Raw genomic sequence first — 12,351 nt, forward strand, 5'->3', positions numbered from 1 at the left:
CGCGCCGCGGCGCGCACGCCACTCGCAAGGAGCACGACGATGACCGACCGACCTGTCGCACTGATCACCGGCGCAAGCAGCGGGATCGGGGCGGCCATGGCCGCGACCCTGGCCGCGGACGGGTACGACCTGGTCCTGGTCGCCCGCCGACGCGAACGGCTCGAGGTGCTCGCGAAGGAGGTGGCGGACGCCGGGGCGTCGAGTGAGATCGTCTCGGTGGACATCTCCGATCGTGCGGGGATCGAGCTGGTGGCCGACCGTGCGGCGGCCGGTGACATCGACGTGCTCGTCTCGAATGCGGGGGTCAGCGCGTACGGGCCGTTCGCGGAGATCGCTCCGGCGGACCTGGACCGGGCTTGGACGCTCAACGCGGACGCGACCCCGTTCCTTGCCCGGGCGGCGCTGCCCGGCATGCTCGAACGCGGACGTGGCGGGATCATCGCCGTGTCGTCGACGCTCGCCTTCAGCGCAGGTGTCCCGGCTCAGGCGGGAGGCGGTCGTTCCCTGCCGAAGCGCGCTCTGTACGTGAGCGCCAAGGCGGGGCTCGTCGCGTTCGCCCGTGCGCTGGCCGTCGAGCTGGAGGGCACCGGGGTGCACATCACGGTGGTGTGCCCGGGGCTGGTGTCCTCCGAGTGGAACGACGGGGCCTCACGAGTGGCCGCCGCGATGACCCCCGAGGACGTCGCTCGCGCCACCTGGTCGAGCTTCACCGGCGGCGAGGTCGTCTGCCTCCCCGGGCTGGAGGACCTCGACCCGCTCGACCGGCTGGCGCAGGCGGAGCTGGGAATCGTCTCGGGAAACATCACTCCCGTGCTGGCGGCCCGGTACCGGGGCTGATCGGCCTGCCGCCTGGACGTGAAGGAAAAGCTGCGTCGCATGCGCGAGGAGACGAAGGCCGCGATAGCCGCCTGCATCCGCGCCGACGTCGACGCCGGACGGCTGCACGCCGACACGGACGCCGACGGGCTAGCGACCTTCTACGCGGCGGTCATCCAGGGGATGAACCAGCAGGCGTGCGACGGGGCGGGACGGGAGACGCTGGAACGTCTGGCCGACATGGCGATGGCAGCATGGCCGCAGGCCGCGGCCGGACCTCCGAATTCGTAGGTCCGGCCATCGTCATCTCCAGGGGCCCTGCCGTCAGCCGACGGGGAAGTAATGACCGTTGTCCAGGTCGGCGAGCAGGCCGGGCTGAGCGGGTTCCCAGCCGAGGGTCCGGCGGGTGATGAGGTTGGACACCGGGTAGCTCTGCGTGACGACGTTCGCGAGGAATCCGAAGTGTCCCGGCAGGATCAGCTCGTCCAGGGGCACGCTCACGGCGGGCACGTCCAGGCGGCTGCCGATGGCCTCGGCGATCTCGCGGACCGGGATGCCCCCGTCCCCGATCGCGTGCCAGTACTTGCCGGCCGGGCCCTTCTCCAGCGCCAGGCGGAACAAGGAAGCGGCATCGAGGGCGTGCACGGCGTTCCACCGGTTCGCGCCGTCTCCGGGGTAGCCGGCGAAGCCCCTGTCCTTCGCGAGCGCGATCAGCGTGGGGAGGAAGCCGGCACGATCGGTCGTGCTGTGCGCGATATTGGCAAGCCGCACGACCGAGGACCGCACCCCCCGCTCGGCGAGGCCGATGACGGCGGTCTCCACGACGTTACGAGCCCGCAGGGTGCCCTTGTGCTCATCGCCGACGGGAAGGGCCGGGTCCTCCTCGGTGGCCGTCCGGCCCAGGATCCCCTCGTTCCCGGGCGAGCCGATGCTCCCCGCCACGACCAGCGGCTTTCCGGTTCCCGCGAGTGCCTCGCCGTACGCGAGCATGACCGGGAGCTCCGCGGCGGCCACGGCGGCCACCCCGCCGGACGGCAGCAGGTCCTGCCTGTGCGCGACGTGGATGACGCCGTCGGAGTCCGCCGCCGCCTCCTTGAGCCCGTCGAGATCCTGGAGGTCGCCGCGGCGCACCTTAGCGCCGAGCGCTGACAGCGCCGCCGCGGACGCGTCCGACCGGGCCAGGCCGGTGACCTCGTGCCCGGCGGCGACGAGCTCGGGGACAATGTACGAACCGGAATGGCCGGTCCCGCCAGTGACGAAAACGTGCATGCCGCTGCTCCTTGTGACTGATGTGGCGGTGAGTGATGTGGGGCGAGAAGTGGTGATGCGGGTGCGCTCAGCCCGGGAGGTCGACGCTGAGGGCGACGTCGAAGCTCCCCGCGCCGTTGCGGGCCAGGCCCATCAGCAGCGGCCCGACCCCTTCCAGCCAGCGAGCCATCTCCAGGCCGCCGACGTCGAGGGGGCGCAGCCCGAGGCTCTCGATGAACGTCGACACGCTGGCCTTGGCCCGCGCGTCGCCGGCGAAGAACACGTCCAACGGACGCCCCTGGGCTAGGACGTGGCCGAAGACGGTGTTGAACGCCTTCACGACGTGCGCGCTCGCCGGGGCGGCCTTGGCGATCTCCTGCGCACCGGACGTGCCGTCAGGAGTGACCAGCCCGGAGGCGTCGGCGTTGAACGTGTTGGAGATGTCGATGATGACCTTGCCGGCCAGCGCATCCCCGTACCGGGCGACGACGGACACGGCGCTGGTGTACGGCACGGCGAGGACGACGATGTCGCCATCCGGGACGGTGCCGAATGTCCCCACTGTGGCCCCGCCGCCGAGCTCGTCAGCCAGGTCCTTCGCCTTGGCCGCGTCGCGCCCGACGAGCTCGACGGAGTTACCGCCCGCGACCGCGCGAGTGGCTATGGCGCGGGCCATGCCCCCCAGGCCGATGAAGCTGATGCTGCTCATGGTGAGTGCTCCTTTTCTCTGGTCTGAATCTGAATCTGAATCTGAATTGAATGGCATTCCCAGAGGGCTCAGCCAGCAAATTCGTCGACGCCGAGGGCGAAGTCAAAGTGGCCGACCCCGTTGCCGGCGAGGCCCACCGTGACCAAGCCCATTCCTTCCAGCCAATGCGCCATCTTCAGGCCGCCGGCGTCCAGCGGGCGCAGCCCGAGGCTCTCGATGAATGCCGCCACGTCTGCCTTGGCCTGCGCATTGTCGCCGGCGAAGAAGACGTTGGGCCGCCCGCGAGGGCGTCTCCGCACTCGGCGACGACCGGCACGACGCCGGCGTACAACAGGGCCGTGATGACGATGTCGCCGGCCGGGACGGCGCCCCACTTGCCCGTCGTCGCGCCGCCGCCCAGAGCCTGGGCCAGGTCGTCGGCCTTGGACTGATCGCGCCCCATGACCTCGACGGTGTTGCCGCCCGCTACCGCGAGCGTGCCGATGGCACGGGCCATGTTCCCCGTACCGATGAGGGTGATGCTGCTCATGAGGTGTGCTCTCTTCCTGTTCTCGAGGCGTGGTTCAGATGGCGGTAGTGCCGCCGTCGGCGACCAGTTCCAGGCCGTTGACGTAGCTGGAGTCGTCGGAGGCGAGGAACAGGGCGACGGCGGCGATCTCTTCGGGGCGGCCCATCGTTCCGCGGGGGATGAGGGACTCGAATGCGGCCTTGGTCGCCTCGTCGAACAGCTCTTCCTGCTTGGCGGTGGCGACCTGGCCGGGGGTCAGGACGTTCACCCGGATCTTGCGGTCGCGCAGCTCGTTGAGCCAGACGCGGGCCCACGCCTGCTGGACGGCCTTGCTTCCCGCGTAGAGGCTCCAGCCGGGGAAGGCCCCGAGGGAGGCGTTGGATCCGGTCATGAGGATCGAGCCGTGGTCGTTGATCAGCGGCAGTGCCTTCTGCACGGTGAACAGGGTGCCGCGCACGTTGAGCGAGAAGGCGCGGTCGAACTGTTCCTCGGTGATCTCGCCGAGGACGGCCTCTTCGCCGTTCCCGGCGTGGGCCCACAGCACGTCGATCGAGCCCTTTTCCCGCTTGACGGTGTCGTACAAGCGGTCCAGGTCGTCCAGGTCGGCCGCGTCACCCTGGACGGCGGTGACGTGACGGCCGATCTCCTTGACGGCGTCGTCCAGTGCATCCTTCCGCCGGGCCTGGATGAAGACGTACGCTCCTTCTTCGACGAACAGCTTGGCACCCGCCAGTGCCATACCGGCGGATGCACCGGTGATAACCGCAACCTTGCCATCGAGCTTTCCCACGATCACTCCGTTGAATTGATGGTACCTGAAACAGCTCATTCTGATTCTGGACATGGCAATCAGATCCCGATGCCGAATTCTTGTACCGAATTCGCTCGGGCCCTATGAACGATGCCATTGCCCTTGAGTGGGTGTCCAAGACCTATTTCAGCCGTGGTGATACCCTCAAGGCATTGCCGGACCGGGAGGCTCGATGGATCTGGACCTGCGCAAGCTGCGCTACTTTGTCGCCGTCGCGGACAGGCTGCACTTCGGCCGCGCGGCCGACGAGCTGCACATCGCGCAGCCGGTGCTCAGCCGGCAGATCCGCGCGCTCGAACATGACCTCGGCGCCTCGCTGTTCACCAGGGACAGCCACGGCGTCACGCTGACCGACGCGGGCCGACAGCTGCTGGACGACGCCGGTCCGCTGCTCGCCTCCGCGCACGCGGTCCGGCGCCGGGTGTCCATGGCCGCCCGCGGCAGCCAACGGCTGGTGGTCGGCTTTCGGGCGGGCATCCCGGTCATCCCGGCGGCGCGGAAGTTCGAGACCCGGCATCCGGACGTGGTCGTGGACGTGCAGCGCATGGAATGGGACGACCAGGCCCCGATGCTGCTCGACGGCCGCGTCGACGTCGGCTATGTGCGGCTGCCTATCGACGAGGCCGGCCTGCGCCTGACTCCGCTCTACACCGAGCCGCTCATGGTGGTGCTGCCCGCAGGTCACCGGCTCGCCGGCAAGGAGGAGGTCAGGGAGGCCGACCTGGCCGGTGAGCCGCTGGTCTGGCACGGCGACGCGAGCACGCAGCCCACCACGCGCCCGCACCCCGACTCCGGGCTCCGGGTGCGCGGGGTGGAGGAGAAGCTGGAGCACGTCGCGGCCGGCCGCGGTATCTCGTTCGTGGGGCGTTCGGAGACCGTGTTCTACTCGCGTCCGGACATCAGCTACGTGCCCATTCCGGATCTGGCGCCCGAGCAGGTCTACCTCGCGATGGCGGCATCGCGCACCTCGCCGATAGCCGACGACTTCTTCGCCGCGGCTCTGGCGACCGCTGAGATTACCGCAGAGTGCGGGAACTATGAGATGTGGCAGCGCGCAAACGATGCCGTTTCAAAGCGCGGTTGAGCAGCTCGGCTGACAACAGCAGCGCCAACCGATCTACGGCCGTAGTACTAGAGGGCTCTTGCAACCGATAAGATCCGCCCTGATGATCTACGACTTCCTGATGTTCAACAGGCCGTTCGCCTATACGGCGCTCTCGTTGATCGGTCTGCTGTGCATCGGCCTCGGATTCGTGCTGGTGCGCAGCTCCCGGTACGGCCGTCCTGCCCTCCGGACACTCGCGGTGCTTGCGGTACTGCCGGTCCTCGGGCTCACCCTCGTGCCCGACTTCAAGTTCACGCCCAGCGACTCCGACGGCATACGTTGCGCAGTCCAGTTCGGCGTGCCGAGCCTGAACATCCTCGAGCTGGCAAACATGGCGCTGTTCCTCGTGCCAGTCTTCTTCGCGGCCCTGGCCACCCGACGCCCGCTGGTCCTGTTCGTGGCGGGGGCGGGCCTGTCGGCGCTCGTCGAAGCACTGCAAGGGCTGATTCCCGCCCTCGGGCGTGCCTGCGACACCGACGACTGGGTCATCAACACCTTGGGCGCCGCGGCCGGGGCGTTGCTCGCCCTCGGCGTGCTGGCGCTCGCGAAGCGCATCGGCACGCGCACCGCGGCCGAGGACCGCGACGCCGCCGCGCCGGCAGGCCGCTGATCTGATCCGGCCGGCGGCGGCGACAACTTCGCCGCCGCGCCCTCCCTGTGACACGACCCACCGCACCCGCACAGGCCTTGCTATGTTTACCGTACGTACGGTAAACATTGCTCATGAGGCAGAGCTCCCGCACCGACATCCTTGACGCCGCCCTGCGCGTGGTCGACGCCGTGGGCGGCGCCGACATCACCTACGAGTCCGTCGCCCGCGAGGCCGGCCTGACCAAAGCCGGGCTCATGTACCACTTCCCGTCGAAGGACGCGCTGATGATCGGCGTCATCGAGCACGTCATCGACCGGTGGCAGGCCGAGCTGTGCGAGGTGCTCGCCGTCCCGTTCGAGGAGTCGACACTGGCCCAGCGGGTGCAGGCCTTCGTGAGCTTCGCCGGGCAGGGCGGGGTGACCCAGGGCGAGTTCGTCGTGTTCACCGAGGCGGTCCGGCGCCCCCAGCTCTCGGCCCCGTGGCTGGCCTACCTGCGGGACTGGTTCGGGTTCGGCGAGGGCACCGACACCACGCCCCTCCTGCTGGCGTGGCTGGCCGCGAACGGCCTGTGGATCGCGGAGGCGACCAGCATCCTGACGGTGACACCCGCGCAGCGTGCTGCCGTGCTCGGCACGCTGACCGGCCTGATCGAGGAGGTGTCCGCATGAAGAAGTGGCTCGTCCTGGCCGGCGCCATCCTCCTGGAGGTGACCGCGACCCTCGCCCTGAGTGCGGCGATCGACAACCCCTGGTGGTGGATCCTCGCGGTCGCGGGTTACGGCGGTGCGTTCGTGGCTCTGTCGCTGCTGCTCCGGCTCGGCGCACCGATCGGCGTCGTCTACGGCATCTGGGCGGCCGCCGGCGTGGCCCTGACCGCCGTCATCGCCTCGGTCATCTTCGGGGAGCCGTTCACGCTCACGATCGGTATCGGGATCGCCCTGGTGATCGCGGGCGTCGTCCTGGTCGAGACCGGGCACGACACGCCCGCCGCCGAACCCGCCGAACCGGCCGAGACCGTCAAGGAGATCCGATGACCTGGCTCGTCCTGGCCGGCGCCATCCTCACCGAGGTCGCCGCGACCCTGTCCCTGCGAGCCTCCGAGGGCCTGCGCAAGAAGGCGTGGATCGCCCCGGTCGCCGTCTTCTACCTCACCGCGTTCGGGCTGCTGACCCTGGCCCTCGCGAACGGGATGCCCGTCGGCATCGCGTACGGCATCTGGGCCGCCTGTGGCGTGGCCCTGACCGCCATCGGCGCCCGCGTGTTCTTCCAGGAGAGGCTCACCTGGCGGATGACCGCCGGGATCGTCCTGATCGCGATCGGGGTCTTCGTCATCGAGCTCGGCTCCCAGGCCCACTGACGGCCACCCCGAAGGGATCCTCACCCCGGTAGCGCACTCACCAGGGCGGCGCTTCCTCAATGATTTGTCGGACTAGATGTCATTTCGCTAAGAATTGCCCTCCTACATCACCAGAAATATGGATCAATTCTACCCGGATTTTCCCACGCCTCACGATCCGGATCAAATCGGCGCTGTAATGCCCTGTCAAAGACCCCACACGGTAGTTTGGCGCCCGTGCGATTCCGTACACGGAATCAAAATCGACCACACCCTTGCCGCGACAGATTTTCGTTTCCTCGGGCGGGATCGAGTGGTCTACCCGGCGTAGTACGCCTCACCGATGGCGTGCATCACGCACAACAAGCCGACCCGCTCGACCGGGCACACATCGGCCGAGCGCGCCAAGAGTCGAAGGAGTCTCATCATGGCAGCAAGGTCATACTTGATCCAGTTAACCAACCTCACGGGACTGGCGCTCCGGTTGGACCCCGAAAAGACCGAACTCATACGCGGACGGTGGACCGACGCGCCGCCCGACGTCATCGGGAACTCCAGCACGGCCCACTTCGGTAGCGAGTCCGACGGTTTCATGACCGGCACCGAGGGCCGGGTCACCTACACCTCCAGCTCTGGCGACTTCCTGATCTACTGGGACAATCCCTTCGTGGGTGCCGACGAGACCTCCGTGCAGACGCCGCCGGGCTTCACCGCCAGCAAGGAGGACAGCGGGGGGGACAACGCGACACTCAAGGTCGTGCTCTACGCTGCACCCTGACTCAGATCCGTGGGTAGCGTGATCTGTGTGGCTACCTGAACAGGAGAAGACGCCTTTCGTTGAAGGCGATCGCGCCTGCCGAAGGCTGCGACCGTACTTTCACGGAAGGCGTCTTTTCTGCAATAGGACAAAGGGCCGAGCAACTTTTCATGGGGAATCGTCCCTACCTTCCGCTTTCGCACACGAGCCCGTTCTCGAGTGCGGCCAGGTTCTCGCGCATGATGTCCAGGTAGTCGGCGTCCGGGTCGGACCGGCCCTCGATCGGGTCCAGCTTGGCGGACCTCACCAGATCCCTTCGATGACGGCTGATTGGAGCGCCTGCTGAACAGCGCGTTCGCCGATCTGACCGTGCAGCCGAGCGGCGACGGCATGTCGACGCCGGGCTATGCCTGGAAAGACGACTTCAGGGCGCTGCAACAGGCACGGGGAAAGTGACGCCGGTGAGCTCCTCGGAGACGGTCCACAGGCGCTGCTGGAGGGACTCGTCGTAGGACTGCGGGCTCGAGGCAACCACGTGCGGGTTCCCGCGGCGCTCGCCCTGCCCGTCCGGGCCGTAGTACTGCCCGCCGAGGACCGCCAGGTCGGTGGCGGCGCGCAGGCTGGGCAACGCCCCTCCGGCCGGGCTCTGGCTGACCAGGGGGGCGATGACGGGCGCGATCAGGCGGACGGCGGCGGGCAGGTCGCGGACCAGCTCGGTGCTGGCGAGGCCGGGGTGCGCGACGACGGAGACCGTGGTGCCGCGCGGCGCGAGGCGGCGCTGGAGCTCGTAGGCGAACAGCAGGTTCGCGAGCTTCGACTGCGCATAGGCCGCGGCCCGGTCGTAGGACCGGTCCCACTGCAGGTCGTCGAACTGGATCGCGGCGCCCCGGACGCGGTGGGCGATGCTGCTGACCGTCACCACCCGGGAGCCCTGCACCGGCAGCAGCAGGTCCAGCAGCAGCCCGGTCAGCGCGAAGTGACCGAGGTGGTTGGTGCCGAGCTGCAGCTCGAAGCCGTCCCGCGTGGTCTGCTTGGGCGGCATCATCACGCCGGCGTTGTTGATCAGCAGGTCGATCGAGGTGTGCGTGGCGTGCAGCTCTGCCGCCGCGTCGCGGACGGACTCCAGCGAGGTCAGGTCCAGTGCCTGCACGCGGACGTCGCCGGAGATGCGGGCGGCCGCCTTCTTGCCCTTCTCGACGTCGCGCACGGCCAGCACCACCGTCGCCCCGTGTTCCGCGAGGGCCCGCGCCGTCTCGAAGCCGAGGCCAGTGTTGGCGCCGGTCACCACGGCGACCCGGCCCTTCTGGTCGGGGATGTCGCGCTCGGTCCACTGCTCGCTCATGGTCATGCTCCCTTTTTACGGACCGCTGGTCTCTTGTGGTTCCGACCGTAAGAGACCATCGGTCTGTTGTCAACAGACTGCCGGTCTGTAAACTGGCGGACGTGACATTCCAGCGAGCGCGCAGCGAGGAGCAGCGGGAGATCCGGCGCACGGCGATCCTCGACACCGCGATGGCGATGCTCGACGAGATGCCCGTGGCCGAGGTGGGGCTCAACGAGCTGAGCCGCAGGGTCGGGCTGGCCAAGTCGAACGTGCTGCGCTACTTCGAGTCCCGCGAGGCGATACTGCTCGAGCTGCTGGCCAGCGCCCTGCGGGCGTGGCTCGCGGAGGTGTCGGACGAGCTCGACGCCGACGTCGACCCCGACCTTTCGGCAAGGGAGCGCGGCGACCGGATGGCCGCGGTTCTCGCCGGGTCGCTGGCGCGCCACACGGTGCTGTGCGATCTCGCCAACGCGCAGGCAGGAGTCCTGGAGCACAACGTGTCCGTCGACGTCGTCGTGCGCCACAAGAAGTCCGCCATCGACACGCTGGGGGCCGCGGTCGAGATGATCCACCGCCACGTGCCGGAGCTCGGCGACGGCGCCAGGACCGTGTGCATGACGACCCTGATCCTGGCGGGCGCGATGTCGACGTACTGCCGGCCGTCCGCCAGCGTGCTCGCGGCCTACGAGGCCGACCCCGCGCTGGCCCGGCTCGCACCGGCCCTGCCCTCCGACCTGGAGAGCGCCGTCGCCATGCTGATCAGGGGCGCTCTGGCGCGGTCCGACGCTCGCTGACCCGCGACGTTCGGCCTGGGCTCGGTTCCACCTCTTCAGCGGGGCACGCCTGCTCCCTGTGGACATCCGGTGCCGCGCTCGGCTAACGTTCCGGCCATGACGTCGCACCTGATCAGCCAGGACTGGTGGCCCGCCGAATAGGCGGGCTCGCGACGCATCCACACGTCGAAACGACCGCCTCGCCCCGAGGCGGTCGTTTCGTGTTTCCCCACGAGGCGGTCGGTCCGGGGCGGGCACCCCGAAACCGAGAGGCCTCGCATGTCCCGCATCCCTGGCTCCACCCGCATCGCCCGCTCCAACGGCACCTCCACCGCCAGCCATCCCCTCCTCGACCGGGTCCTGGCCTCCGACGGCTCGCTCCCGTTCGCGCTCCTGCGCCGCGAGGGCGGCACCGAGGTCGAGGTGCTGGTCGGCGACGTCGTCGACGCCGACCTCCTGCGCGACATCCCGCTCGCCGGCGCGCCGGTGCTCGCCGTCGTCCCGTTCCGTCAGGCGCGTGAGCGCGGGTTCACCGTCCACGACGACGGCGCGCCCCTGCGCTGCCTCGTCATTCGCGAGTCGGAGCGGGTCTCCGTGGCGGACGCCGTCGCTGTGCTCCCGCCCGAGCCTGTCGCCGCCGAACCGCTCGGCTTCGACATCCCCGACGAGGAGTACGCGGGCATCGTGCGCCGCGTGATCGACGACGAGATCGGGCGGGGCGCGGGCGCCAACTTCGTCGTGATGCGCCGCTTCGAGGCTCGTACCGACGCGGCGCCCGTAGCCACGCTGGCGTCGTGGTTCCGCGCGCTCCTCACGCACGAGATCGGCGCGTACTGGACGTTCGCGGTGCACGCGCCGGCGCCTGCGACGTCGCGCCCTGCCGCCTCAGGCTCTGCCGCCTCAGGCCCTGCCGCCGAGGCGCTGTCCATGGCGGGCGCCACGCCCGAGCGGCACCTGACCCTGCACGACGGCGTGGCCCGGATGAACCCGATCAGCGGCACGTACCGCCATCCGGCGACCGGCCCCACGCGCGACGGCGTCCTCGATTTCCTGCGCGACACCAAGGAGAACGAGGAGCTCTTCATGGTGGTCGACGAGGAGATGAAGATGATGAGCGCGCTCTGCCCGGACGGCGGGCGCATCGTCGGCCCCTACCTCAAGCAGATGGCCCGCCTCAGCCACACCGAGTACCTGCTGGAGGGCCGTACCACCCTCGACCCGCGCGAGGCACTGCGCCTGACGATGTTCGCGCCCACCGTGACCGGGTCGCCCATGGAGAACGCCTGCACGGTCATCACCCGCCACGAGACGCGCCCGCGCGGCTACTACTCGGGGTTCCTCGCCCTCTTCGAGCCCGAGGCCGCTGAGCCCACGGCGTCGGGCCCCGCGGCCTACTCCCTCGACGCCCCGATCCTCATTCGCACGGCCTATCTGCACGACGGCGGCCGCGTGTCCGTCCCGGCCGGGGCGACCCTCGTGCGCCACTCCGTCCCCGAGCACGAGGTCGCCGAGACGCGGGCCAAGGCGTCCGGCGTGCTGGCCTCGCTCGGGCTGGTGCCGCGCGGCGCCGGGCCCGACGTCGCCGTCGACCTGAACGCGCAGCCCGGCGTCGCCGAGGCGCTGACCGCCCGCAACGGTCAGCTCGCCGGGTTCTGGGTGCGCCCGCAGGACGCCGCCCCCGCGGCGGCGGCGACGGCGTCGGCCGGCCCGAACGTCCTGATCGTCGACCACGAGGACCAGTTCACGACCATGCTCGCGCATCAGCTGCGCCACCTCGGGATGAACGCCCGCATGGTCCGGTGGGACGCCGTCGACGACGTGCTGGCGGACGATCTCGTCGTGCTCGGCCCCGGACCGGGGGACCCGCGCGACCTCGACGACCCGCGCATCGCCTCCATCGCGCGGCGCATCCGCGAGCGTGTCGCCGCGGGGCGGCCGCTGCTCGCGGTCTGCCTCAGCCACCAGGTGCTCGCGGGCCTCGCCGGCTTCCCGATCGACGCGCTGCCCGCGCCGCGCCAGGGCGTGCGGCTCGACGCCGACGTGTTCGGCACCACGGCCGCCATCGGCTACTACAACACCTTCGGCGCGCAGGTCACGACCACCGTCGCTGCGGCCGCCGACAATCCCGTGGCCCGGCTCGCCCTGGAACCGTCCTTCGACGCGGACGGCGTGCTCACGGCCCTGCGCGGCCCCGGCGTCGCCTCGGTGCAGGGACACCTCGAATCGGTGCTCTCGGCCGACGGCCTCACCGTCCTCGACACCCTGACCCGGCACGTCCTGGGCGTCCCGGCGGAGCCGTCCCCGGCACGCTGACGTCCCTGGCGGGCCGAGTGCCTTTCCGCGGGTCGGCGTCATGGTCCAGATCGTGACGCC

General features: G+C 69.7%; 16 protein-coding genes. 10 read left to right on the forward strand and 6 right to left on the reverse strand.

The genetic code is table 11. The features are described 5' to 3' along the window. The first annotated feature begins 39 nt into the window (after positions 1–39). Positions 40–837, forward strand: a complete 798-nt coding sequence (locus tag ACFT2C_RS08855; protein WP_377206667.1) for an SDR family NAD(P)-dependent oxidoreductase — start codon at positions 40–42, stop codon at positions 835–837. A gap of 18 nt (positions 838–855) precedes the next feature. After that, positions 856–1,107 carry a TetR family transcriptional regulator C-terminal domain-containing protein gene (locus ACFT2C_RS08860; RefSeq protein ID WP_377206668.1) on the forward strand — a complete coding sequence of 84 codons (252 nt, stop codon included), beginning with the start codon at positions 856–858 and terminating at the stop codon, positions 1,105–1,107. Positions 1,108–1,140: 33 nt separating this feature from the next. Here ACFT2C_RS08860 and ACFT2C_RS08865 read toward each other — a convergent pair whose 3' ends face one another. The 4 genes from ACFT2C_RS08865 to ACFT2C_RS08880 form a co-directional block, all read right to left on the reverse strand. Beyond that, positions 1,141–2,085, reverse strand: coding sequence for an SDR family oxidoreductase (locus tag ACFT2C_RS08865; protein WP_377206669.1), 945 nt, complete (start codon positions 2,083–2,085; stop codon positions 1,141–1,143). 67 nt (positions 2,086–2,152) lie between these two features. After that, positions 2,153–2,773 carry an NADPH-dependent F420 reductase gene (locus tag ACFT2C_RS08870; protein ID WP_377206670.1) on the reverse strand — a complete coding sequence of 207 codons (621 nt, stop codon included), beginning with the start codon at positions 2,771–2,773 and terminating at the stop codon, positions 2,153–2,155. 175 nt (positions 2,774–2,948) lie between these two features. Next, positions 2,949–3,302, reverse strand: a complete 354-nt coding sequence (locus tag ACFT2C_RS08875; protein ID WP_377206671.1) for an NAD(P)-binding domain-containing protein — start codon at positions 3,300–3,302, stop codon at positions 2,949–2,951. Between the two features lie 34 nt (positions 3,303–3,336). Next, positions 3,337–4,071 (reverse strand): SDR family NAD(P)-dependent oxidoreductase, encoded by a 735-nt coding sequence (locus ACFT2C_RS08880; protein ID WP_377206672.1) that lies wholly within the window; start codon positions 4,069–4,071, stop codon positions 3,337–3,339. 193 nt (positions 4,072–4,264) lie between these two features. On the opposite strand from ACFT2C_RS08880, the gene ACFT2C_RS08885 reads away from it, so the two are divergent. The 6 genes from ACFT2C_RS08885 to ACFT2C_RS08910 all read left to right on the forward strand — a co-directional run bounded on the left by ACFT2C_RS08885 (position 4,265) and on the right by ACFT2C_RS08910 (position 7,902). After that, the gene (locus ACFT2C_RS08885) at positions 4,265–5,176 is read left to right on the forward strand and encodes a LysR family transcriptional regulator (RefSeq protein WP_377206673.1); all 912 of its coding nucleotides are present in this window, start codon (positions 4,265–4,267) and stop codon (positions 5,174–5,176) included. A gap of 82 nt (positions 5,177–5,258) precedes the next feature. Further along, the gene (locus ACFT2C_RS08890; RefSeq protein ID WP_377206674.1) at positions 5,259–5,807 is read left to right on the forward strand and encodes a VanZ family protein; all 549 of its coding nucleotides are present in this window, start codon (positions 5,259–5,261) and stop codon (positions 5,805–5,807) included. A gap of 113 nt (positions 5,808–5,920) precedes the next feature. Next, entirely contained in the window at positions 5,921–6,457 is a 537-nt protein-coding gene (locus ACFT2C_RS08895; protein ID WP_377206675.1) for a TetR/AcrR family transcriptional regulator, read from the forward strand. After that, positions 6,454–6,822 (forward strand): DMT family transporter, encoded by a 369-nt coding sequence (locus ACFT2C_RS08900; RefSeq protein WP_377206676.1) that lies wholly within the window; start codon positions 6,454–6,456, stop codon positions 6,820–6,822. Before ACFT2C_RS08895 ends, ACFT2C_RS08900 begins: the two co-directional genes overlap by 4 nt. Continuing rightward, positions 6,819–7,145 carry a DMT family transporter gene (locus ACFT2C_RS08905; protein ID WP_377206677.1) on the forward strand — a complete coding sequence of 109 codons (327 nt, stop codon included), beginning with the start codon at positions 6,819–6,821 and terminating at the stop codon, positions 7,143–7,145. The genes ACFT2C_RS08900 and ACFT2C_RS08905 overlap by 4 nt, the downstream gene beginning before the upstream one ends. Positions 7,146–7,551: 406 nt before the next feature. Further along, positions 7,552–7,902 (forward strand): hypothetical protein, encoded by a 351-nt coding sequence (locus tag ACFT2C_RS08910; protein WP_377206678.1) that lies wholly within the window; start codon positions 7,552–7,554, stop codon positions 7,900–7,902. 163 nt (positions 7,903–8,065) lie between these two features. On the opposite strand, the gene ACFT2C_RS08915 is transcribed toward ACFT2C_RS08910, so the two are convergent. Next, positions 8,066–8,188, reverse strand: coding sequence for a hypothetical protein (locus tag ACFT2C_RS08915; RefSeq protein ID WP_377206679.1), 123 nt, complete (start codon positions 8,186–8,188; stop codon positions 8,066–8,068). A 117-nt stretch (positions 8,189–8,305) separates the two neighbouring features. Then, positions 8,306–9,229, reverse strand: a complete 924-nt coding sequence (locus ACFT2C_RS08920; RefSeq protein WP_377206680.1) for an SDR family NAD(P)-dependent oxidoreductase — start codon at positions 9,227–9,229, stop codon at positions 8,306–8,308. A 95-nt stretch (positions 9,230–9,324) separates the two neighbouring features. Between ACFT2C_RS08920 and ACFT2C_RS08925 the strand changes: the two genes are divergently transcribed. Together ACFT2C_RS08925 and ACFT2C_RS08930 are read left to right on the forward strand one after the other, a co-directional pair. Further along, positions 9,325–9,999, forward strand: a complete 675-nt coding sequence (locus tag ACFT2C_RS08925; RefSeq protein ID WP_377206681.1) for a TetR/AcrR family transcriptional regulator — start codon at positions 9,325–9,327, stop codon at positions 9,997–9,999. A gap of 258 nt (positions 10,000–10,257) precedes the next feature. Next, positions 10,258–12,291, forward strand: coding sequence for a chorismate-binding protein (locus ACFT2C_RS08930; protein WP_377206682.1), 2,034 nt, complete (start codon positions 10,258–10,260; stop codon positions 12,289–12,291). Positions 12,292–12,351 lie beyond the last annotated feature (60 nt).

Origin of the sequence: Promicromonospora sp. NPDC057138, from assembly GCF_042670845.1 — a bacterium.
Classification (GTDB): Bacteria; Actinomycetota; Actinomycetes; order Actinomycetales; family Cellulomonadaceae; genus Promicromonospora.